This window comes from Rhodoferax sp. GW821-FHT02C08, assembly GCF_059421805.1.
Genome location: NZ_JBWKVR010000005.1, coordinates 156685 through 179056 on the forward strand (window position 1 = coordinate 156685; position 22372 = coordinate 179056).

Consider the following 22372-nt stretch of genomic DNA (forward strand, 5'->3'; position numbering starts at 1 on the left):
ATAAGAAATATGCCTCTAGCGCAGGTAATACCTGCGCAAGCAGCTATTTTTTGGATAGCAAACATTTCTCTACCCACCAGGAGCATGGCATGGACTACCAACTGATCACCGTACGCACCGAGGCCGACAAGGTCGGCATCATCACGCTGAACCGCCCCAAGCAGCTGAACGCCTTGAATGACCAGTTGATGGACGAGCTGGGCCACGCGCTGAAGCTGTTTGACGCCGACGCGGCCATCGGCTGTATGGTCATCACCGGCAGCGAGAAAGCTTTTGCCGCCGGCGCCGACATCACCGCCATGGCCGGCTACAGCTATGCCGATGCCTTCAAGGCCGACTTCATCACCCGCAACTGGGAAACCCTGCGGACCGTGCGCAAGCCGGTGATTGCCGCGGTGAGCGGCTTTGCCCTGGGCGGCGGCTGCGAGCTGGCGATGATGTGCGACTTCATCATCGCAGCCGACAACGCCAAGTTCGGCCAGCCCGAGATCAAGCTGGGCATCATCCCCGGCGCGGGCGGCACGCAGCGCCTGCCGCGCGCCGTGGGCAAGTCCAAGGCCATGGACATGGCGCTGACCGGCCGCATGATGGACGCCGCCGAGGCCGAGCGCGCCGGCTTGGTCAGCCGCGTCGTGCCGGTAGACCAGCTGATGCTTGAGGCCCTGGGCGCCGCGCTGATGATCTGCGAGTACGGCCAGCTGGCGGTCATGGCCGCCAAGGAGTCGGTGAACCGCGCGTTCGAAAGCAGCCTGAACGACGGCATGTTGTTCGAGCGCCGCCTGTTCCACAGCCTGTTTGCCACCGCCGACCAGAAGGAAGGCATGGACGCGTTCGTCAACAAACGCAAGGCCGTGTTTACGCACAAATAAGCCCTGACTGCAGGCTGCAGCGTGAATGTCCAGCCCGGAAGAACCTGGATACTTGTCTAAAATTTAGGGTCAATCTCAAAACAAGCGAAAAAAGTGGGCTATACTCTTGGGCTGTTGGTGATATAGCTCAGTTGGTTAGAGCGCAGCATTCATAATGCTGATGTCGGTGGTTCAAATCCACCTATCACCACCAAAAATATTAAAACCCGCAGAGCAATCGTTCTGCGGGTTTTTTCGTTCCAGCAGGCTACCCACAAGCATTCGGCGGCCACGACACCAAGGAACTCCATGAAATCGCATTTCTTCCGAACCGCGCTGGTGCTGGGCCTGCTGTCGGCCATTGGCCCGTTTGCCATCGACATGTACCTGCCCGCCCTGCCCTCCATCGGCCAGACACTGGGCGCCAGCATGACCGCCGTGCAGGCCAGTCTGATGGCCTTCTTTGTGGCGCTGGGCATTGGGCAAATTCTGTACGGCCCAGCGTCGGACATGCTGGGGCGCAAGGCTCCGCTGTATTTCGGCCTCAGCCTGTTCGCCGTGGGCAGCGTGGGCTGCGCGCTGGCGCCCGATATCCACATCCTGGTCGTACTGCGCTTTGTGCAAGGCCTGGGCGCGTGTGCCGGCATGGTGGTACCCAATGCTGTGGTGCGCGACCTGCACACCGGACCCGATGCAGCGCGGCTGATGTCCTTGCTGATGCTGGTCTTCAGCGTGTCGCCCATCCTGGCACCGCTGGCGGGTAGCTTCCTGATCGAATGGGCCGGCTGGCGCAGCGTGTTCTGGGCCGTGACTGTGGCCGCCGGCCTGGGCCTGGTGCTGCTGGCCACCAGCCTGCCTGAAACCCGCTCGAGCGACCAGCGCGCAGGCAGCAATGTGCGCAGCGCCGTGGCCGCCTACGGCCTGCTGCTGCGCGACCGCCACTACCTGGGGTTGGTGGGCATAGGCGCTTTCGGCATCTCCAGCTTTTTTGCCTATTTGGCGAACTCCTCTTTTGTGCTGATCGACCACTACGGTCTGACACCGCGCCAGTACAGCCTGGCCTTCTCGCTGAACGCGGCGGCCTTTATCGGTGCCGCCCAGTTCACCGGCAAGCTGGGCGCGCGCTACGGCCTGGCGCCGCTGGTGAAGACCGCCGGCGCGGGTTATGCCGCCACCATGGTTCTACTGTTGCTGCTCAACCTGGCAGGCATGGACCGGCTGGATGTATTCATCGGCATGCTGTTCGTGGGCTACGGCTTTCTGGGGCTGATGATGCCGCTGACCGGCGTGCTGGCGCTGGAGAAGCACGGCAATATCGCCGGCACCGCATCGGCACTGATGGGCACGCTGCAGTTCGCGGCAGGCGCCTTGGTGATGGCCTTGGTCGGCCTGTATGTGGATGGCAGCGCACGGCCCATGGTGGTGGGCATTGCCGGCTCGGCCATGGTCGCCTTTGGGCTGGCCTACATCACGCTGCGCGGTACGCACCGCAGCGCGGCCGTTACATCAAACCAGTAGCTGCGGGGCGCTGCGCCCATATTTCAGCGTCTGTTCCTGGCCGTTGAAACAGCCCCGGGCTTCGTCCCGGCCTTGCAGCACAAAGCGTGCGTTCGGCTGGCCCAGCGTGGCGGCAGCTTGCTGGCTGTTCAGGCCAATTTGACCAGGGTGCAGGCGGTTGATGATCACCCCCAACTGGGTATCGGCAAAGTCTTTCATCATCCAGGCGTCGCCATCACTGTCGCCAAACACCAGGGCTGGCCCATAGCCCTTGGCGGCCACCCAGTGCTTTTGTATGCCCAGTGTCTTGCCCGGGCCCCAATTGAAATGCCAATCTTTGCGGTACACCGGTGTGTACTTACCGTCCAGCATCTCCAACTTCAGGCCCAGCACGTTTTCCGGTAGCACGTCGTAGCCCAGGCCGGGGTGGCCCGCATACGCACGCACCACGTCGTCCAGCGAAGCAGTGGACACCAACACATCAAAACCATGGGCGCGCAAATCACGCATCAACTCCGCCATCTCGCCATGCACGCGCATGCCGTAGAAGTGCACGGGAGCAAGCTGCCCGGCCCGACCCGGCAGCTCTGCACTGCTGGTGATGGCCGCCTGTTGCAGCGGCAACGCCAAATTGTGGGCCACCGCATCCAACACCATGGACTGCAGCTCGGCTGTGCTGAAGTTGCTATAAAAATAGATGATCCACTTGTAGCCCACCTCCATGGGGTAGCTGTCGCACAGCGCCCCGTACATGAAGTAGAACTTGGCGCAGAAGTTCTGGTACTGCGGGGTCTCCACCAACTCAGCCAGCGGCGTTGTGCCGCCCAGGGTCGCGCAGCGGGCGTACAGCCAGCTGTAAGCCTCATCGATATCGGCCGTCAGGTCTTGCATGTCCACCGGCTGACCTTGCACATTGCTGCAATCCGCATGGAACAGGCCCTCGGGCACACCCAGGCGCAGCACGTGGGCAAACTCGGCGGGCGTCAGCTTGAAGCGCAGCTGCTCGGCCTGGTACAGCAGCAAAGCTTCTTCCGCATCGTTCATGATGCAGGTGTTGTCCCAGTCGAATACGGCATACGGCTTCTTGTCCGGGTTATAGCCGGCAGCACTCTGCCCCAGGGTGCTCAGCACCCGGTCCAGGGCGCGCCGATTCGCGGGCGACCAGCCGGTCATGGCATTGTCCGCAACCATGCTCAGGCCGCCTCTTCGAGTACCAACAGGTTGTCGAAGGAAAAGCCCAGGTGCACAGGCGCGCCACGTTCCGGCAGGGCATGGCTGGGGTTGTTGAATACATCCAAAGAAATCACCACGGTATCGACGCGCGCGCGTATACGCACCACGGCGCCCAGGAAGTGCACATCCTCCACCGTCGCGGCCAGCGAATTGCGACCGGACACGGGTGCTTCCAGCGAAATGGCCTCGGGCCGTATCGCCAGTGCACGGTTTTGACCCGCTACAGCGCCAGGCATGGGGTTGGCGGTGGTCAACGTCTGGCCACACACCTGCAACTGGCCAGAAGCCGCATCCATAACCACGCCGGACAACAGGTTCAGCGTGCCCACGAAAGACGCCACAAACCGCGTACGCGGAAAGTTGTAAACCTCGGACGAAGTACCGATCTGCTCCACCCGACCTTCGTTCAACACCACGATGCGGTCGGAGATGGACAAGGCCTCTTCTTGGTCGTGTGTGACGAAGATGGAGGTAATGCCCAGCTCGCGCTGCACCGCACGGATTTCTTCGCGTAGCGAGACGCGGATCTTCGCGTCCAGCGCCGACAGGGGTTCGTCCAGCAGCAGTACCTGGGGCTTGCCGGCCAGGGCCCGCGCCAGCGCCACGCGCTGCTGCTGGCCGCCCGACATCTGCCAGGGATAGCGCCCCCCCAGGTGCCCTAGGCCGATCAGCTTGAGCATCTCTTCCACGCGTGCATGGATTTGCTCCACCGGCATCTTGGCGACCTTGAGGCCAAAGCCTATGTTCTCGGCCACGGTCATGTTCGGGAACAGTGCATACGACTGGAACACCATGCCGATCTTGCGTTGGCTAGTGGGCACATGGGTCACATCACGCCCATCGAACTTGATGGTTCCGCCCGATGGACCTTCAAAACCGGCCAACATGCGCAGGATGGTGGTCTTGCCGCAACCGGACGGGCCTAGAAAGGTAATGAACTCGCCGCGCGCGATGTCCATCGTGAAGTCATGTACCGCGGTCTGGTTGCCGAAGGTTTTTTTCAGGTGGGATATTTCGAGGAAAGCCATCGCGTGTGGTGGGTAGACAGTGGGTGGACGTGGAAATACGGGTTCAGGGTTTGGTCGCGTTCTTGGCATTGCGCCCAAACACCTGGATCAGGCCCATCGAGGCCCAGGTCAACATAAAGGCCATGACCGCCAGCGCGGAGGGTTCGTAGGCCTTGTTGGCGCCCACCAGTTGCAGATAGGGGCCAAAGGCCGGGCGGCTCAACAGGCTGGCCATGGTGAACTCGCCGATCACCACCGCGAAGGTCAGGAAGGCGCCCGACAAAATCGCCGATCGCACATTGGGAAAGATCACCTTGAACAGAATGGTGAAGGTGCTGGCGCCCAACACCTCGGCAGCCTCCGTCAGCGTGCGCACATCAATGGCGCGCAAGCCGGTATCGATGGATCGGTACATATACGGCAGCGACAAAGTCACGTAGCTACAGACCAGCAAGAAATCTGTGGCCCGCTCGTTGCCCGTCAAAGGAATCCAAGAGCTGCTGTTGAAAATCCGCAGGTAACCAAACACGATCACGATGGCCGGAATCACCAGCGGCAGCAAGGTGATGAACTCCACCAGCGGCCGCAGCTTAGGCAGGCGCAGCTGCACCCAGTAGGCCGTGGGCACCACCAGCAACACACCCACGATGATGGTGATAACCGCCATCATGATGGAGTAGCCAAACGTAGCCTGGAACAGTGGGTCGGTAAACACGACGCGGTAGGCTTCAAAGCTGTACTCACCGCGCAGCATGCGCAGGCTGAATTCAAACGTGGCCAGCAGCGGAATCAGGAAATAGCTGGCGCCCACGCCGATGGCGATCCAGGCGCCTAATCGCGATGTGGATTGGGATGCGGGTTTCATGTGCGCCCCTTTTCGGACTTGCTACGCAGCCAGATGTAGCCTGCATTGGACAGGCCAGTAATCACCACCATGCCCAGGGCCAGGGCATAGCCCAGATTGGGGTTGTGCAGCACATCGCCACGTATCTGCGCGTACAACAGGATGGGCACAATGTTCAGCGAACTGCCGGTCAGCGCATAGGCGGTGGCCACCGCACCAAATGCGTTCGCAAACAGCAGCAGCATCGCGCCCATGATGCTGGGCCACAAGACCGGCAAGGCGATGTAGCGCCAGTAGTGGAAGGACGAACCACCCAGGCAGTCGCAGGCTTCGCGCCATTCGCGCTTCAACCCTTCCAGCGCGGGCGACACGATCAGCACCATCAGGGGAATCTGGAAGTACAGATAGGTCAGGGTCAAACCGGTAAAGCTGAGGATGCTGAAACCGGTGGAATACAGGTCAAAACCCAGGTACTTGCGCATCAGTGTGGTCACCAGGCCCACGCGCCCCAGCGTCGCCAAAAACGCGAAAGCCAGAGGCACACCCGCAAAGTTGGAGGCCACGCCAGAAAACGTCATCAGCGTAGGCCGTATCCAGACAGGCAACTGGCCCTGCACCGCAGCCCAGGCCAGCAAAAAGCCAATCACACCGCCACCGATGGCCGATGCGGCACTGATACGAAAGCTGATCCAGTAGGCGTTGATGACGTTGTCGTCAAACAGGCCGCGCAAATTGTTCAGCGTGAAGTGGCCGGCCGGGTCCTGGAATGCCCCGACCATCAAATAGCTGGTCGGAAGCACCAGGAACACGGCGGCAAAGACCAGGAAGGGTGCAACACCCAGCCAGTTCCAGCTGAGTCTGCCCCCCGGTTTGGGCAGCGCAGCAGAGGGCGCCATACTTGAAGAATTAGTCACGATGAGCCACTTAAAGCAGCGCCCTCAGGCAAGCGAGAAAGCCAAAAAGAAGCTGGCATGACCGACACCGGTCAGGCCAGCACTGTCCAAATGCTTTGGATTACTTCACAGCGGCACCGACGAGGGTGTCCCATTGTTTGGTAATGGTTTCTTTGGCAACGCCTTGCTGTTCCAGCGTGGGGAAAACCGCCTTGGCATACCCGGCTGCTGGTGGCAACTTATCCAAACTGGCCTTAGGCAACTTTTTCTTAGCCATCAGATCGGCAAACCGGATGGGGTGGCAGTAGCCGTCCAGCCAAGCCGCTTGGCCTTCGTCGGAATACAAATACTCCATCCACAGCTTGGCTGCGTTCGGATGCGGTGCATACGCGCTAATGGCTTGTGCGTAAACGCCCGCAACAACACCAGACTTTGGCACCACCACCTGGACATTGGGATTGCCCTTCAACGAATCACGGTCGGCCAGAGCGTTGTAATCCCAGCGGATGATGATGGGCGTAGTACCTTGTGCCAGTGATGCAGCTTTACCAATCACGGGAACAAAATTACCAGCCTTGTTCAGATCGCGGAAAAATGTCAGGCCCGCAACAGCCGCCTTGGCAGGATCGTTGGGTTCCTTGGAGATACCTGCGGCGTAGATGCCCTGGATGGCCTGGTTTGCAGCGCGCGGGTCACCCGCCAGAGCCACAGCGTTTTTGTATTCGGGCTTCAGCAGGTCGCTCCAGTCGGTGGGCACCTTGCTGATCAGGTCGGTGTTCACCTCGAAGGCCAGCACACCGTAGTAATCGCCATACCAGAAGCCATCGGCATCCTTGGAGTCGTTCGGAATAGACGCCCAGTTGGCGACCTTGTAGGGTTGCAGTAGGCCAGCGGCCTTGGCTTGCGGGCCAAAGGACAAGCCCACGTCGATGGTGTCGGGTGCTTGAGGACCCTTGTTATCCTTGTTGGCCTTGATGGCCTCCAGTTCATCGCCAGAACCCGCGTCAGGGTTGAGTTCGTTGACCTTGATGCCGTACTTGGCCTTGAAGGCATCAATCATCTTGCCGTAGCCACACCAGGATCGCGCCAGCGCGATCACGGTCAACTCGCCCTCTGCCTTGGCAGCTGCGACGAGCTGGGCCGATTGGGCCGAGGCATTCTGGGCGCTACCCAGTGCCACAGCAGCGGCAGCCGACACAGCGAGGAGCTTGAACATTTGACGAGGCATATCACTTCCTTTTCGTTATCTAGCAGAGAGACAGTTGACAGTGAAAGATCAGGGTTCTTGCAGGCCCGCGCACCACGGCAACGGCGACTACAAACACCCAGCCCAGGCTGGAGGCAAAGAGTCTGAAGAATTACTAAACAATTACAACAAAACCCTCGATTGCATACTAGCGCCCCCCCTTTGCTTGCGCAATCCTAGTGACGGTTTATGACCATTCCGCGACTATTCCATGACATTTAGCAATATCCGAGCCATCTTTACGCAGCGCACCACGCACATGGTGGCGGCCGAGGCCGCGCGGTAAAATCGCGGCCACCCAGCCTCTGGATGTACACCACGAACCGCTGCATGCCTACACCATCACGCTCCCTATCCGCTATATTTTTGATAGCCATCAGCGCAGTCATCTTCTGCGCTAGCGCCATTTTTTCTTTAAATGCTGCGGCGCAGACCCGCGACTTCCCGGCCAGCGCATTGCGCGGATCGCTGCAAGTCACATTGCCACCCCAGGTAGAAATGGACGGCAAAGCCGACCAGCTCTCACCCGGCGCGCGCATCCATGGCACAAACAATCTGTTGGTGCTATCCGGCAGCCTGGTCGGACAAACCATGTGGGTGAACTACACCCGGGACACCAGCGGCTTGCTGTCCGAGATATGGATACTGACCGAGGCCGAAGCGGCCCTGGAACGCAACGGCGCCAAACCCAAACGCTTCTTCTTTTTCTGATACCTGGCGCCGCCAGCCCAGGCGGCAGCACGATTCCAAGCATTGCAATGGCATGCGGCCTTGAGCTAACACCGCGCGCCCAGAAAGTACCCCATGAGTAAAAAAGTCTTTATCAAAACCTTTGGCTGCCAGATGAACGAGTACGACTCGGACAAGATGGTGGACGTGCTGCATGCCGCGCAAGGCTACGAGACCACGCAAAACGTGGACGAGGCCGACCTGATCCTGTTCAACACCTGCTCGGTGCGTGAGAAGGCGCAGGAGAAGGTTTTCAGCGACCTGGGCCGCATCAAGCACCTGAAAAAGAAAGGCGTACAGATAGGCGTAGGCGGCTGTGTGGCCAGCCAGGAAGGCGCGGCCATCATTGCCCGCGCGCCCTATGTAGACGTGGTGTTTGGCCCGCAGACTCTGCACCGCCTGCCCGAGATGCTGAACCAGCGCGCGCTGCAAAGCCGCCCGCAGGTGGACATCAGCTTCCCGGAAATCGAGAAGTTCGACCACTTGCCACCGGCGCGCGTAGAAGGCGCATCTGCCTTTGTCAGCATCATGGAAGGCTGCTCCAAATACTGCAGCTACTGCGTGGTGCCGTACACACGCGGTGAAGAGGTTTCACGCCCCTTCGACGACGTGCTGGTGGAAGTCGCCGGCCTGGCCGACCAGGGTGTGAAGGAAGTGACGCTGCTGGGCCAGAACGTCAACGCCTACCGGGGCAGCATGGGCGACACGGCCGAGATCGCCGACTTCGCGCTGCTGCTGGAATACGTGTCCGACATTCCCGGCATCGAGCGCATCCGCTACACCACCAGCCACCCGAATGAATTCACCCAGCGGCTGATAGACGCCTACGACAAGCTGCCCAAGCTGGTCAGCCATTTGCACCTGCCGGTGCAGCACGGCTCCGACCGCATCCTGATGGCCATGAAGCGCGGCTACACCGCCATGGAATACAAGAGCACGGTGCGCAAGCTGCGCGCCATCCGCCCGGACATGGCCATGAGCAGCGATTTCATCGTCGGTTTCCCCGGCGAAACCGAGGAAGACTTCCAAAAGATGATGAAGCTGGTGCACGACGTGGGCTACGACAACAGCTTCAGCTTCATCTTCAGCCCCCGCCCGGGCACGCCGGCGGCCAACCTGGCAGACGACACGCCGCACGAGGTCAAACTGGCGCGCCTGCAGCATCTGCAAACTGTGCTGAACGACAGCGTGCGTTCCATCGCTGCCCAGCGGGTGGGTACCGTTCAGCGGATCTTGGTGGAAGGGCCTTCACGCCGCCCCGGCGCCCATGGTCTGGAGCTGATGGGCCGTACGGAATGCAATCGCGCCGTCAACTTCCAGGGCCCTGAACGCCTGATCGGCCAGATGGTGGATGTCACCATCACCGAGGCCATGTCGTTCTCGCTGCGCGGCGAAGTCCGGTTGCTGGAAACCGCGAGCTAAGTTTCTAGTTCGGCGCGAGCGAGGTCCGCGGTGAGCCGCTCAGAGGCGTCGAGCGGCTCTACAGCCGAGGCCTGCTCGTACAAACGCGTGGCCTCGGGTATGGCCGCCTCGCCGTTCAGCATTACCAAGGCATTCGCATATTCGACCAGGGCAATCGCCGAGTTCGGGTGCATGCGCAGCGCCTCACGCAGCAGGCGCAGGCTTTCCTCTTTGCTGACGCCATAGGTCATGCTGCCAATCAAGGGGCCGACCTTGTCAATCACTTCCGCATGAAAGGCCCCCAGTGCCACATGGGCCGCCACGTGGTGCGGCTGCAAGCGGATCGTGCGCTCCAAAGAATCTTTGACCTTGCTGCCCAAACCCAGGGCCAACGCCTTGGCCACGTTGATGCACTGGCTGTAACGCCCCAGCGCATAGGCATGCCAGTACCAGGCATTGGCGTTACTCGGCTCGGACTCGACCTGGGCTTGTGCTCGCTTGGCCACGTCCATGAACATGTCCAACCGCACCTTCTCGCGCGGCTCCAGATAGGTTGCATACATGCTGCAGGCCTTGTTGGCCACGTTCAGACCCGCATTGCCCAGCGCCAGGCCGGCTTCGGTGGCTTGCTGGAATTCACCGTTGTGGAACAGCGCCCAGGCCTCCAGTACACGGGTATCGCCTGGCGGTGGCTCCACATCCAGCTGGTGCAGGCGCTGCCAGCTCTTGGCCAGGCTGGCCGTATCAAAAGCAAAAGCGCCCGGATAAGGAAAAGTCGTCCACTGGGTCATGGCATGTCTCCTGGGTTGGCAGCGTTGCTCGCTGGGGGAATCAGGCCGCTACGTTGGCAACTCCATCACTATAGGCAGAAACCAGTTTCAGCAGATGCATGCGCTGCCCCATTTCCAGATAAGGCAGCAGCACATTAAGCACATGGTGGGCACCGCGCAATGGCGCCAGTTGCGCACTCTCCGGCTCCATGGCGTGGCGCGGGTCCCGCACGTATTCAAAACTCAGCCAGTACGTCAGCACCACCACCATGCTGGTAGCGGTAGCTTCGGTCTCACGGGCATCGATCTGCAGGGCACCGGCCTGGGCCATGCTATCCAGCAAGGCCCGCAAGGCGCGGGTCTTGTTCTTCAACACCCACTGGAAATGGGTTTCCAGGTGGCGGTTGTTGCTCAGCAAATCATTCAGGTCGCGGTACAGAAAACGGTATTCCCAGATCAGCTCGAACAGGCTGTGCATAAAGAACCAGGCATCCTCCACATCGCGCACGCCGTCGCTGGCATTGAGCAGCTCGGTCAACCCGCGCTCATAGCGGTCGAACAATGCGTTGATCAGTTCCTCTTTGGCCGGGTAGTGGTAGTAGAGGTTGCCGGGGCTGATGGACAGCTCGGCGGAGATCAGCGTGGTGGAGACGTTCGGCTCTCCAAACCGGTTAAACAAATCCAGCGAAACCTCCAGAATGCGTTCTGCAGTACGGCGCGGCGCTTTTTTCGCCATGGATGTCTTCCCTGTGATGAATGCCCCACTCTACCCCAGGCCATGCGGCGATAAAACTAGGGATGGCGCTAGTAGGGTCATCAGTGCACAGACCACAAAAAAGGGTGCCGCAGCACCCTTTTTCAGTCTTGGAGCACTGGGTTCCCGGTTCACTCCACAGAGCTGTCGTCAGCTGCAGCTTTGCGCCCGGTCGCCCGCTTGACCGCAGGCTTGCCACCCTCGACGCGGGCGGAGAGTGCTTCCACCGCCTGGGTCAAAGCGTCCACCCGCTCCAGCAGCAAATCCACATCGCGGGCCGAGGGCACACCCAGCTTCTTCAAGGCCTTAGCAACCCGGTCTTCAAAGATGTTCTCCAGCTTATCCCACTGGCCGGTGGCACGCTCGGAAATACCCTGGGCCAGGTTGGTCATCTTGCTGGCGGCTTCGGTGATTTTTTCTTCGGCCATGACCTGGGACTTGCGCTGCATGCCCAGCCCCTCTTTGACCAAGGCTTCAAACACCTTGCCGCCCTCTTCCTGCGCCTTGGCGAACGCGCCCAAACCCGCCAGCCAGATCTGCTGGGCCGAATCCTTGACAGATGGATGGGCGGAAGAGCCGCCCTCCGGGGTGGTGCCGCTGTCGCCGGGCTGTTTCGTGGCCATGGAATATCCTCAAAAATAGAGATGAACGATCTCAAAAACGATGGCATCACTGTACGCAGGGCCACGCGCAAGATGTAGAGACGCGATCCTAAGCGGCTAGAGGCGTAGCTCTAGCCAGCACCATAAAACGGCGGCCTAAACCGCCTGCGCCAGCATCTTGTCCATGCGCCGGGCCACCTCGGACTCAATCTTGTCCTTGAAGGCACTCAGCAGAAATCCCAGCTCCGCATCCAGCACAAAACGGTCCTCGGTAATTTGCACCGTGCCGGTCACGCCCGGGCGCTGGAAGCTGATCTCGTCGCTCGACTCACCTTGCTGGTAGCTGCAGCTCATACCCAGCCGGGTTTCGGCCTGCTCAATCCACTCGCCGACCAGTTTGCGGGCGTTCAACAAGCCCAAAGTGTGTTCACGCTGCATATGGATATCGCTCACCAAGATACTCCTGAAAAAAGGACTGAAAACATCCGTTCCAAACCGGATACAAGGCCGGATGATGCCAGTCTATTGCGCCCAAGAAGGGCACAATAGTGACACCTCTTTGAAAAGGTTTTCCATGCTGTACAAATTCAAATCCAAAGCAGACGGCGATCTCATCATGCACGAAGCGAATGGACGCCAAGTACTGGAAATCATCGGCAAGACGCCAGGTGCCCACGGCATCATCCTGGTCAGCGAGTTTGCGGCGGCCGAGGCCGCGCTGAACGCCGCCATCGCCAAAGACAACCAGGAACGCAAGGAAGCCACCGCCGAAGCCAAGGCCCATCTGGCCGACACGGTGTCTTTGCAACAACGTGCCATGCCCTTTATCGCCATGCTGCACCGCTGTGCCAAGGAAGACGCCGACGTGACCTGGTAGCTTCTAACGGCTGAGCAAAACTCAATCGGCGTACACGCCTGCGGCCTTGATGATGGGGCTCCATTTGGCGATCTCGGCGGCCACGAACCTCTTGTGCTCGGCCGGCTCCAGGCGCTTGTCCGTTACTACGACAGCTCCCTGGTCGGCCTGCTTACGGATGAAATCCGGGTCTTTCAGTGCACCCCTCAGCGCCGCATTCAGCCTGGCCAACACGGCTGCCGGCGTGCCCTTGGGGGCGTACAGGCCATGCCAGATGGTGACTTCAAAACCCTTCAGACCAAGCTCCTGCAAGGTCGGCAGATCCTTCAACAAAGGTGTGCTCAAACGCTTGGCCGTCGTCACCGCGAAAGCCTTGACCTTTTTTGCCTCTATCTGGTTGGTGGTGTTGGTGGTCTGGTCGCACATCAGGTCGATCTGGCCACCAATCAGGTCGGTGATCGCCGGTGCAGCCCCCTTATAGGGCACGGTGGTCATATCAGCCTGCAGCGCGCTCTGAAACAACAGACCGCACAGGTGCGAGGCCGAGCCCACGCCGGCATTGCCCAGGTTGATACGACCCTTGTTCTGTTCAATCCAGGTCGCCAACTCTTTGTAGTTGTTAGCAGGCATGCTGGGCTTGCTCACCAGTGTCATGGGCACCTCATCCACCAGGCCCAGATATTCAAAATCTGTTTCCACCTTGAACGGCAGGTTGCGCACCAGGGTGGGCATGGTGGCCATGCCGATATGGTTCAGTAGCAAGGTATAGCCGTCTGGCGTAGCGCGTGCGGCCTTGGCCGAACCAATCGAGCTACCGGCACCAGCGACGTTATCCACCACGATGCTGATGCCGCCCAGTGGCTTACGCAAGGCCTCGGCCAAATCACGCGCCACCCGATCGGTGGGGCCTCCGGCCGAAAACGGCACGATGATGCTAATGGTTTTGCTGGGAAAGCCGGCCGCCTGGGCCGACAGCGCCAAAGATGTGGCCGCCAGCACCGCCCCGCATTGCGTGAACGCAATCAATGACCTAAGGCTGCCGGCCCAGGGTCTGAAGGGCATCAGGCGTCCTCCTGTGGTTTGATCACCATGACCGGCACCTTGGCCGCATGCAAGACTTCATGCGATACCGATCCCAGCAAAGCGCTGCGCAGGCTGCCTTTGTCACGCGCACCCATCACCACCATATCGCAGCCGTAGCGCTCCAAAATGTCGATCAGGGTATGCGCCGGATCGCCACTGGCCACCTCGCATTCAAATGGAATATGGGCCTCCCGCAGCAAAGCCTCACCCGCCTTGAGCGCATGGGCACCGGCCTGGGCACTCGCCCGCTCAATCAGCAAAGGGTCGGCGGCCATGACCATCTCGTACAACTGCGCAGGCTCTTGCACATTGGCCAGCACCACGCTGGCCTGCAATCCCTGGCGCACCAGGCTGATCACCTGCCGTACAGCCTGCAAAGACACGTCGGAGCCATCCAGGGGCAACAAAATTTTCATGGCTTATCCTCTCGAACTTTGAAAAGTCCAGCATAGGCCCAAATCCGCCTTCAACGCCACCCCGCAGCCAAAAGATTCCCGCATGCCCGCATTGATATTGATTCCCGGACTGGTCACAGACGCTGAAATATGGCGCGACCAGTTGGCCGCGCTGCCCCCGCACTGGCGTACCCTGGTGACCGATGTACATACCCGCCACGCCCGGATCGAAGCCATGGCCCAGGCGCTGCTGCAAGAACATAGCGGCCAACTACTGCTGTGCGGCGCCTCCATGGGCGGAATGGTGGCCATGGAGGCCGCGCGCCAGGCACCCGAACGCGTCCTGGGGCTGGCCCTGCTGGGTACCAGCGCGCGACCGGAAACCGAGGCCCACCGGCGGCAGCGGGGAAACGCCATCCAGATGTTCAAAGACGGGCGGGTCGCAGAATTTGTGCGCGCCAGCGGCACCATGGCCTTCTCCCGTGAGCAAGCCGGCAACAAAGTGCTGGCGGCGCGCTACAAAGAGCTGGTCTTGCGCGCCGACACGACACAGTGGATACGGCAGAACCAGGCCCTGATGGAACGCCCCGACGCTCGCCTGCACATGCGCCAAGTCCGCTGCCCGACGCTGGTGCTGTGCGGAGCCGACGACCTGATGACGCCACCCGAACTGTCCCGCGAAATCGCCGCCCTGGTACCGGCCGCGGAGCTGCATCTACTTCCCCGGTGCGGCCATATGTTGACGCTGGAGCAACCCGCCACGGTAAACCGCCTGCTGCTGGACTGGCTGAACCGCCTGGTGATCACGCCAGCGCCGTTGACTCCACTTGGAACGTAGACACGGCTTCGGACAAGCGCCGCGCCTGGCTCTCCAGCGACATGGCGGCCGTGGCGGCCTCTTCCACCAAGGCTGAGTTCTGCTGCGTGACCTGGTCCATCTCGTGCACGGCCGTACTGATCTGGGCGATGCCGTCGCTCTGCTCGGTAGAGGCCACCGAAATCTCGTCAATGATGCTGGCCACCCGCTTCACGGCAGCCACGATCTCGCCCATGGTCCGCCCGGCGTCATCCACCAGAACCGTGCCGCCCTCGACACGGTGGGTGGAATCATCGATCAAGGCTTTGATCTCCTTGGCCGCCACCGCACTGCGTTGGGCCAGCCCACGCACCTCGGACGCCACCACCGCAAAGCCGCGCCCCTGTTCGCCCGCGCGCGCCGCCTCCACTGCGGCGTTCAGCGCCAGGATATTGGTCTGAAAGGCAATGCCGTCGATCACGCTAATGATGTCGGTGATCTTTTTGGAGCTGGCGCTGATGCCATGCATGTTCTCCACCATGCGGGTGAAGTTGGCGCTGCCGTATTCCGCCACCTGGGCTGCATTCATGGCCAGCGCGCGCGCCTCGACTGCATTGGCGGCGTTGTGCTGCACCGTGGCCGTCAGTTGCTCGACACTGGCAGCCGTCTGCTCCAGGGCCGCCGCCTGCTGCTCGGTGCGCTGCGACAAGTCGTTGTTGCCCGATGCAATCTCACGGCTACCCACGTCGATTTCATGGGTGCCCCGGCGAATCTCGGTCACGGTCTGTGCCAGGTTGTCCTTCATACGGGCAATCGCCCACAGCAGGCTGTGCTGGTCACCCGCACGCAATTCAACCTTGCCCACCAGATCCCCCTTGGCAATGCGCTCGGTTACCGTGGCTGCGTAGGCCGGCTCTCCGCCCAGCGACGACAAAATGCTGCGCGTCAAGCGCCAGGCCAGCAGAGCAATCACCCCCATGGTGATCACAAAAATGGCCAGCATCTGCCAGGCGGAACGCCAAAAGGCTGCATTGATGTCGTCACTGTAGAAACCGGTGCCTATCCACCAGTTCCAGGCAGGAAACGCGACGACCCCGTTCAGCTTAGGCACCAGTTCATCGCTGCCGGGCCGTTTCACCAGCAGCGACACAAAACCCACGTGCTCGCGCTGCATAGCCTCGGCATAAGCCTCCCCGTCAGGGCGGCCATCCAAGGTCTTGGCCTGCGAGGACGGTATGGTACCCACGATCTTGGCATTGGGATGGGCATACAGCAGGCCGCTGGGGTCACGCACCCAGTAGTAGCTTTTGCCATCGTTGTTCAGAAAAGTCAGCGCCGACTTGGCCGCATCCTGTGCCTGATCGTGGCTGAGCTTGCCCGTCTGCTCCAGCTCCTGGTAGTGCTTGACCATGTTCTCGGCCATCAGCAGCATGTTCACGATCTGCGCCCTGCGGTCGCTCAGCATGGCGTCTTTCAGTGAGTACAGGGCGAACCCGCCCAATATTGCCAAGCCCAGCAAGGCGGAGGCAGCCAGGGTCATGAGGCGGCTGGATAGTTTCACTGCAATCTCCATTTGTAAGCAATGCAACATTTTAGGAATAAAGGCGCCCTGCAAGCCCACCTGAACTCTCGAAAAAGCCGGTCTATCCGCCCGGTAAAACTTAAGACGCCGCTTGGCTGCGCACCTTCGCATCCAGCTGTTGCTGCACGAACGGCGAGACGAATTTATACACCTCGCCGCCCAGCAATGCGATCTCGCGCACAAAGGTGCTGGAGACGAACTGAAATCCGTCGCTGGGGGTCAAGAACACGGTTTCCACGTCCGGCATCAGGGTGCGGTTCATGCCGGCCAGCTGGAATTCGTAGTCAAAGTCAGTCACCGCGCGCAGGCCGCGCACCATGGCCTTGCCGCCACGCGCCACCACGAAGTCGCGCAGCAGGCCGGAAAAACTCTCCACCTGGACCTGGGGGTAGACCTTGACCGTTTCGCGCACCATCTCCATGCGCTGTTCCAGGCTGAACAAGGTCTTCTTGTGATGGCCAGCCGCCACGGCCACGATGACGCTGCCAAATAGCTGGGTGGCGCGCCGCACCACATCCTCGTGGCCCAGGGTCATGGGGTCGAAGGTGCCTGGGTAGACGGCAACAATCGGCGGATTCATGACGGCTCTCCGGCCGCCAGCAGCTGCAGCAAATGGGCGTGGACCGCGCCCGCCTTGAGGTAGCGGTGGGTGCGCAAGCCATGCGGTTGCAGCAACTCGTCGGTCCACTTGGCGGGGGCCTCCAGGTACACAAAGCCCTGGGCCTGTACTGCCCGCGCCGCTGCCGCCAGGGCACCGGCATACAGGTCGGACTCGAACGGCGGGTCCAGCAGCACCAGGTCCACGCTGGCCGGGGCCAGCTGGCGCAGAGCCGCCACGCCGTCGCCACGCTGGATCTGGGTGGCACTGGCCTGCAGCTTGATCTGGGTGGCCTTGAGCTGTGCTACCAGCGCCGGGTCCTGCTCGTAGAGATGGACGCTGGCCGCACCGCGCGACGCGGCCTCGAAGCCCAGCGCGCCGGTGCCGGCAAACGCGTCCACGCAGCGCCAGCCCCCCAGGTCCTGGCCTAGCCAGTTGAACAGGGTCTCGCGCACCCGGTCCGGTGTGGGGCGCAGGCCGGGCTTGGATGCCACCGCCAGGCGGGTGCGTTTCCACTGGCCGCCGATGATGCGCACCTCGCCGGGCTTGCCGCCGACCGGGTGCGGGTCCGAGGGGCGGGGTTTGGTCTTCTTGGCCGGGGCTTTGGCCGGGCGCTGCAGGGTGCTCATGGGCTTTCTCCAACCACCACGGTGGCCATTTTTTCGGGTTGCAGTACGCGGGCGAACGCGGCCTTGATATCGGCCTGGGTCACACGTTCAATCTGTTCGGTCCAGTGGTCCAGGTAGTCCAGTGGCAGATGGTTCCAGGCGATGTTAGCCACGTTGTCCAGCAATTTGCGGTTGCTGTCCAGGCGCAGGGCGAATCCGCCCTCCAGATTGTCCTTGGCGGCCTGCAGCTCGGCTGCGGTCGGGCCCTCGGCCACGAAGCGGGCCAGCACATCCTTGGCCACCTGCAGCGCCTGCACAGCCTGGTCAGGCCGGGTCTGCAGGCCGATGCTGAAGGCGCCGGCATGCCGTCCGGGAGCAAAAGCGCTGTAGACGCTATAGCTCAGGCCGCGCTTCTCCCGCACCTCGGTGGTCAGGCGCGAGCCAAAGCCCCCACCGCCCAGGATGTGGTTGCCCACCAGCAACGGGAAGAAGTCTGGGTCTGCGCGCGCATAGCCGGGCTGGCCCAGCAGCACCTGGGCCTGGGCCGCAGCAAAAGCGATGTGCTGCTCGCTGGCCTGGTGCAGGGGCGCCACCTCCGGTACGGCCGGTAACTCGGCGCAAGTCTGCACCTGGGGCAGGCGCTGCAGCAGACGCGACACCAGTTGCTCCGCCTGCGCCCGGTCTACAGCCCCCACCAGGCTGACCGTGGCATAGCAGGGCAGGATGCTGCTTGCGTACAGCTTGCGCATATCGACCACACCGATACGGGCCAGGGTCTCGGGTGTCAGCTCGCGGCCGTAGGGGTGGTCGCCGTACACGGCGGTGGCAAAGGCGCGGCCGGAGATCGTCGCCGGCCGGGTGTTCGCCTCTTTCAGCGAAGCCAGGATGCGTGGGCGCTCGCGTTCCCATAGCGCCTCGGGAAAGGCCGGCTCGGCCAGTTGGCGGGCGGCCAGGACCACGGCCTTGTCCAGCAGGTCCGGGTAGGTCAGGGTGCGAAGCGAAAAGCCCATGCGGTCGGCACTGGCGCTGCTGCTGAAAGATGCGCCCAGGTCGGCCCACGCCTCGCCCAGGGCGTTTTCATCCAGCGCGGGCCCGCCAGCACTGGCCCGTATGCCGCGCCCCGCCGTGGCGGCCGTCAGGCGGGCCAGGCCGGCCTGGGCTGCGGGGTCGCGGCGGCTGCCGGCGTCGAAATCGATCTGCACATCCAGCATGGGGATGCCTGGGCTGGGCACCAGGTAGACCTGGGTGCCGCCTTGCGTCCAGTGCTGTATGGGGATGGCGGCCTGCGCGGTTGGCAGACAAAAAAGGCCTCCAGCGCAGATAAACGCTGCGCCAGCAGCTATCTTTTTAATAGTTTTCATCAGCGCAGATCTCCGGTGGGCAGGGCACGGGACTTTTTACGGTTGGGGTCCAGCGGCTGGGGCCGCAGTGCCGCCACGGTCAGCAGGTCGTCGCCAAAATAGCGGGCGGCCACGGCCTGCACCTGGGCACCGGTGATAGCGCGCAGACGTTCGATCAAGCGCCGGTTGATGTCCAGCGGCAGACCCTGCACCCAATGGCTGCCCAGCTCGCGCGCCTGGTTCATCACCGAGTCCAGCTTGTAGACCTCGCTGGACACCCATTGGGTCTTGACACGGTTCAGCTCGGCCTCGGTCACGCCCTGCTGCGCCACCAGGGCGACCTGGGCACGCAATGCGGCTTCGACCTGCTCGGCGGTGTGGCCACTGGCCGGTACGCCTTCCAGGATGAACAGCTGCGGGCCACGCCCAACCAGCCCGCTATAGGCGCCGGCACTATCAGCCACCGGGCCGCCCGGCTGGCCGTGCTCCTGCGTCAGCGCGCGGTCCAGCCGGGCACCGCTGTAGCCGTCCAGCACGGCGGCCAGTACGGTCAGCGCCAGGGCGTCGTCGTTATCGTCGGCCAGGCTGGGCATCTTGTAAGCCAGGGTCACATAGGCCTGCTCGGCCGGGGCCTTGAAATCCATGCGCTTGATGCCGACCTGCAGCGGCTCCAGCCGGGGCTTGCGCGGCGGCACGGCACGCGCCGGGATGCTGCCGTAGTACTTGCTGGCCAGCTGGCAGACCTGGGCCACATCCACGTCACCGGCCACCACCACGGCGGCATTCGCCGGGGTGTACCAGCGCTGGTAGAAGGCCCGGGCGTCGTCGGGCGTCATGGCGTCCAGGTCGCTCATCCAGCCCACCACCGGGCGGCGGTAGGGCGAGGCCATGAAGACGGTGGCATTCAAGGCCTCGTTCAGCAGCGCCCTTGGCGACTCCTCGGTGCGCATGCGGCGCTCTTCCTTCACCACCTCCAGCTCACGCTTGAATTCATCGTCCGACCACTGGTTGTGGGCGAAGCGGTCGGCCTCCAGCTGCATCACCGCTTCCAGTTTGGTGGCGGGGATCTGCTGGTAAAAGCCGGTGTGGTCCTTGGCGGTAAACGCGTTTTCACGCCCGCCCAGGGCCGCCACGCGGCGCGAAAACTCGCCCGGCGGCAGGCTGGGCGTGCCCTTGAACATCATGTGCTCCAGGATGTGGGCCACACCCGAAGTGCCGTCCACCTCGTCGATGGAGCCGGCGCGCACCCATAGCATGTGCACGGCCGTGGGGGCGCGGTGGTCGGGTTGGACGATGACCGCCATGCCATTCGGCAGGTCGCACCGCGTGACCGCGGGCGCTGCAGTTTGGGCGTGGGCCAGGGCACTCAGGCCGCAGCACAACAGGAGTAAAGGACGTTTCATAGAATGGCTGATTCTAAGAACGCACCAAATGTTCAGCTTTTTCAAGAAAAAACCTCCCGTCCCCGATACCGCCGCCCCCGTGGCGCCCCCCAGCCCCGCCGCCGAAGCCCCTGCGGCCAGCTGGCTACGCAACCCGTTTACCGCCAAACCCGCGCCCGTGGAAACACCGGCACCAGCCGCCGTCGCAGAGCCCGCCGCCCCCCGCGCAGGCTGGCTGGACAAGCTGAAGACAGGCCTGCGCAAGACCGGCTCCAGCATCACCACCGTCTTTACCGGCACGCAGATCGACGACGCCCTCTACGAGGAGCTGGAAGACGCGCTGCTGATGGCCGACACCGGCGTCAAAGCCACCCAGCACCTGCTGGCGGACCTGAAGCAGCGCGTCAAGGCCGCCAAGGCCACCGAGCCACAGGCCGTGAAGGCCCTGCTGGTCGAATCCATCACCGCCCTGCTGGCACCGCTGGAAAAAGCCCTGGTGATCGGCCAGCACACGCCCACCGTGGTCATGGTCACCGGCGTCAACGGTGCCGGAAAAACCACGTCGATTGGCAAGCTGACGCGCCATTTGTCTGCGTCAGGCGCTAGCGTTTTGCTAGCAGCAGCGGATACCTTCCGTGCCGCCGCGCGCGAGCAGCTGGGCGTCTGGGCCGACCGCAACACGGTGGAAATCATCAGCCAGGACGGTGGCGACCCAGCCGCCGTGGCCTTTGACTCGGTCAGTGCCGGCAAGGCGCGGGGTCGCGACGTGGTGCTGGTGGACACCGCCGGCCGCCTGCCAACCCAGCTGCATCTGATGGAAGAGCTGAAGAAAATCCGCCGCGTGGTGCAAAAGGCCGACCCCACCGCCCCGCACGAGGTGCTGCTGGTGATAGACGGCAACACCGGCCAGAACGCCGTCAGCCAGGTGAAGATCTTCGACGACGCCATCCAGCTCACCGGCCTGATCGTCACCAAGCTGGACGGCACGGCCAAGGGCGGCGTACTGGCCGCCATCGCCCAGGAGCGGCCGATTCCGGTGTATTTCATCGGCGTGGGCGAAAAACTGGAAGACCTGGAAACCTTCAACGCGCGCGAATTCGCGCAGGCCCTGCTGAGCTAAACCCTCAAGGCACAGGCGGTCGGCTATCGCACTGGCCGGCGTACAGCAGCTCACCGCCCGGCGCCACCAGCCGGGCGCGACTGGCCTGGCGGTCCACGATCCACTGGGCGCCGCTGCCAAACACCACCTCTTTGTCGTCCACAAAGCCCGAGCTGAGCCACTGCCGGTTCACGGCCACGGCGTCCTCCTGCTCGCTGAAGCGCAGCTCCACACCGCGCCGCACCTGGGTGCTGCCGTCGGCCCGCAGATCGCAGTACAGGGTGCGCGTGTCGGGCGGCCCGCCCTGCTCCAGGAGTTGGCGTGCGATCTGCCGCGCCCGGCCCGGCTGGCTGGTACTGCGACAGGCAAATTCGGCCACCAGCCAAGTGCCATCCAGCATGTGCACGGGCACAAACGCCAGCTGCGCCATGTCCAACGGCCCACTACGCCGCTGCAATGGCGGGGTGTCGGTCTTCAGGGAGCCCGACGGCAGAGTCGATTCCAGCGTGGCAATACGCAGCGGCCCCTGGCAGTCCACCACAAAGTCGGCGTTACCGGCGACCGGACTGGGCTGGCGCAGATTGATCAGGAAATAGGTGCCGCTGACATGGCTGCGGTCCACGATCTGCAGCGACACCGCATCTACACCAACCAGCACGTCGTCTATGCGCTGCACGATCTGCATGTCCTTGCTGGTGGCGGGCAGATTAGCTGCCGGCTGCGCCCAGGCCGGGCCCAGATTGGCGCAAAAAGACAACAGAAGAAGGATGCGGAGATAAGGCACCGGGCGATTTTGCCCGTCTTGCAGG

The 22372-nt window shown here is 62.3% G+C and carries 24 protein-coding genes and 1 tRNA gene; 8 read left to right on the forward strand and 17 right to left on the reverse strand.

Annotated elements, in window-relative coordinates; all coding sequences use genetic code 11:
* Positions 1–89: 89 nt before the first annotated feature.
* The 3 genes from AC07VY_RS08110 (at position 90) to AC07VY_RS08120 (ending at position 2366) form a co-directional block, all read left to right on the forward strand.
* A complete protein-coding gene (locus AC07VY_RS08110) occupies positions 90–869 on the forward strand; it encodes an enoyl-CoA hydratase (protein ID WP_495097058.1) in 780 nt (259 codons plus the stop codon).
* Positions 870–985: 116 nt separating this feature from the next.
* Positions 986–1062 (forward strand) — tRNA-Met (locus tag AC07VY_RS08115).
* A gap of 95 nt (positions 1063–1157) precedes the next feature.
* Entirely contained in the window at positions 1158–2366 is a 1209-nt protein-coding gene (locus AC07VY_RS08120; protein WP_495097057.1) for a multidrug effflux MFS transporter, read from the forward strand.
* On the opposite strand, the gene AC07VY_RS08125 is transcribed toward AC07VY_RS08120, so the two are convergent.
* The 5 genes from AC07VY_RS08125 to AC07VY_RS08145 form a co-directional block, all read right to left on the reverse strand.
* A complete protein-coding gene (locus AC07VY_RS08125) occupies positions 2355–3536 on the reverse strand; it encodes a haloacid dehalogenase-like hydrolase (RefSeq protein WP_495097056.1) in 1182 nt (393 codons plus the stop codon). The two genes, AC07VY_RS08120 and AC07VY_RS08125, sit on opposite strands and share 12 nt — an antisense overlap.
* A gap of 2 nt (positions 3537–3538) precedes the next feature.
* A complete protein-coding gene (locus tag AC07VY_RS08130) occupies positions 3539–4606 on the reverse strand; it encodes an ABC transporter ATP-binding protein (protein WP_495097055.1) in 1068 nt (355 codons plus the stop codon).
* A gap of 43 nt (positions 4607–4649) precedes the next feature.
* Positions 4650–5450, reverse strand: coding sequence for an ABC transporter permease (locus AC07VY_RS08135; RefSeq protein ID WP_495097054.1), 801 nt, complete (start codon positions 5448–5450; stop codon positions 4650–4652).
* Positions 5447–6325, reverse strand: coding sequence for an ABC transporter permease (locus AC07VY_RS08140; protein WP_495097160.1), 879 nt, complete (start codon positions 6323–6325; stop codon positions 5447–5449). Before AC07VY_RS08140 ends, AC07VY_RS08135 begins: the two co-directional genes overlap by 4 nt.
* A gap of 118 nt (positions 6326–6443) precedes the next feature.
* The gene (locus AC07VY_RS08145) at positions 6444–7538 is read right to left on the reverse strand and encodes an ABC transporter substrate-binding protein (RefSeq protein WP_495074216.1); all 1095 of its coding nucleotides are present in this window, start codon (positions 7536–7538) and stop codon (positions 6444–6446) included.
* 360 nt (positions 7539–7898) lie between these two features.
* On the opposite strand from AC07VY_RS08145, the gene AC07VY_RS08150 reads away from it, so the two are divergent.
* Both AC07VY_RS08150 and miaB read left to right on the forward strand, forming a co-directional pair.
* A complete protein-coding gene (locus tag AC07VY_RS08150; RefSeq protein WP_495073828.1) occupies positions 7899–8279 on the forward strand; it encodes a hypothetical protein in 381 nt (126 codons plus the stop codon).
* Positions 8280–8372: 93 nt separating this feature from the next.
* Positions 8373–9719, forward strand: a complete 1347-nt coding sequence (gene miaB / locus AC07VY_RS08155) for a tRNA (N6-isopentenyl adenosine(37)-C2)-methylthiotransferase MiaB (protein ID WP_495097053.1) — start codon at positions 8373–8375, stop codon at positions 9717–9719.
* Here the strand turns inward: miaB and AC07VY_RS08160 are convergent.
* From AC07VY_RS08160 to AC07VY_RS08175, 4 genes are all read right to left on the reverse strand, one after another.
* Positions 9716–10489, reverse strand: coding sequence for a hypothetical protein (locus AC07VY_RS08160; protein WP_495097052.1), 774 nt, complete (start codon positions 10487–10489; stop codon positions 9716–9718). The genes miaB and AC07VY_RS08160 overlap by 4 nt on opposite strands.
* A 40-nt stretch (positions 10490–10529) precedes the next feature.
* On the reverse strand, positions 10530–11204 hold the full coding sequence (locus tag AC07VY_RS08165; RefSeq protein WP_495097051.1) for a TetR/AcrR family transcriptional regulator: 675 nt from the start codon (positions 11202–11204) through the stop codon (positions 10530–10532).
* Positions 11205–11353: 149 nt separating this feature from the next.
* On the reverse strand, positions 11354–11845 hold the full coding sequence (locus AC07VY_RS08170; protein ID WP_495097050.1) for a phasin family protein: 492 nt from the start codon (positions 11843–11845) through the stop codon (positions 11354–11356).
* A gap of 135 nt (positions 11846–11980) precedes the next feature.
* Positions 11981–12277 (reverse strand): polyhydroxyalkanoic acid system family protein, encoded by a 297-nt coding sequence (locus AC07VY_RS08175; protein WP_490590904.1) that lies wholly within the window; start codon positions 12275–12277, stop codon positions 11981–11983.
* Between the two features lie 121 nt (positions 12278–12398).
* Between AC07VY_RS08175 and AC07VY_RS08180 the strand changes: the two genes are divergently transcribed.
* A complete protein-coding gene (locus tag AC07VY_RS08180; RefSeq protein ID WP_495073834.1) occupies positions 12399–12701 on the forward strand; it encodes a DUF1840 domain-containing protein in 303 nt (100 codons plus the stop codon).
* A 21-nt stretch (positions 12702–12722) separates the two neighbouring features.
* Here AC07VY_RS08180 and AC07VY_RS08185 read toward each other — a convergent pair whose 3' ends face one another.
* Both AC07VY_RS08185 and AC07VY_RS08190 read right to left on the reverse strand, forming a co-directional pair.
* Positions 12723–13742 carry a tripartite tricarboxylate transporter substrate-binding protein gene (locus AC07VY_RS08185; protein ID WP_495097049.1) on the reverse strand — a complete coding sequence of 340 codons (1020 nt, stop codon included), beginning with the start codon at positions 13740–13742 and terminating at the stop codon, positions 12723–12725.
* Positions 13742–14179, reverse strand: coding sequence for a universal stress protein (locus tag AC07VY_RS08190; protein WP_495097048.1), 438 nt, complete (start codon positions 14177–14179; stop codon positions 13742–13744). Before AC07VY_RS08190 ends, AC07VY_RS08185 begins: the two co-directional genes overlap by 1 nt.
* A gap of 82 nt (positions 14180–14261) precedes the next feature.
* On the opposite strand from AC07VY_RS08190, the gene AC07VY_RS08195 reads away from it, so the two are divergent.
* Entirely contained in the window at positions 14262–14996 is a 735-nt protein-coding gene (locus tag AC07VY_RS08195; RefSeq protein WP_495097047.1) for an alpha/beta fold hydrolase, read from the forward strand.
* On the opposite strand, the gene AC07VY_RS08200 is transcribed toward AC07VY_RS08195, so the two are convergent.
* The 5 genes from AC07VY_RS08200 to AC07VY_RS08220 form a co-directional block, all read right to left on the reverse strand.
* On the reverse strand, positions 14962–16515 hold the full coding sequence (locus tag AC07VY_RS08200; protein ID WP_495097046.1) for a methyl-accepting chemotaxis protein: 1554 nt from the start codon (positions 16513–16515) through the stop codon (positions 14962–14964). The genes AC07VY_RS08195 and AC07VY_RS08200 overlap by 35 nt on opposite strands.
* A 100-nt stretch (positions 16516–16615) precedes the next feature.
* Positions 16616–17116, reverse strand: coding sequence for a pantetheine-phosphate adenylyltransferase (coaD, locus tag AC07VY_RS08205; RefSeq protein WP_495097045.1), 501 nt, complete (start codon positions 17114–17116; stop codon positions 16616–16618).
* Positions 17113–17763, reverse strand: coding sequence for a 16S rRNA (guanine(966)-N(2))-methyltransferase RsmD (gene rsmD, locus AC07VY_RS08210; protein ID WP_495097044.1), 651 nt, complete (start codon positions 17761–17763; stop codon positions 17113–17115). The genes coaD and rsmD overlap by 4 nt, the downstream gene beginning before the upstream one ends.
* Entirely contained in the window at positions 17760–19103 is a 1344-nt protein-coding gene (locus AC07VY_RS08215) for a M16 family metallopeptidase (RefSeq protein ID WP_495097043.1), read from the reverse strand. Before AC07VY_RS08215 ends, rsmD begins: the two co-directional genes overlap by 4 nt.
* Positions 19103–20485 (reverse strand): M16 family metallopeptidase, encoded by a 1383-nt coding sequence (locus AC07VY_RS08220; RefSeq protein WP_495097042.1) that lies wholly within the window; start codon positions 20483–20485, stop codon positions 19103–19105. The genes AC07VY_RS08215 and AC07VY_RS08220 overlap by 1 nt, the downstream gene beginning before the upstream one ends.
* A gap of 28 nt (positions 20486–20513) precedes the next feature.
* On the opposite strand from AC07VY_RS08220, the gene ftsY reads away from it, so the two are divergent.
* Entirely contained in the window at positions 20514–21584 is a 1071-nt protein-coding gene (gene ftsY, locus AC07VY_RS08225) for a signal recognition particle-docking protein FtsY (RefSeq protein ID WP_495097041.1), read from the forward strand.
* Between the two features lie 4 nt (positions 21585–21588).
* Here ftsY and AC07VY_RS08230 read toward each other — a convergent pair whose 3' ends face one another.
* Positions 21589–22347, reverse strand: a complete 759-nt coding sequence (locus tag AC07VY_RS08230; protein WP_495097040.1) for a hypothetical protein — start codon at positions 22345–22347, stop codon at positions 21589–21591.
* Positions 22348–22372 lie beyond the last annotated feature (25 nt).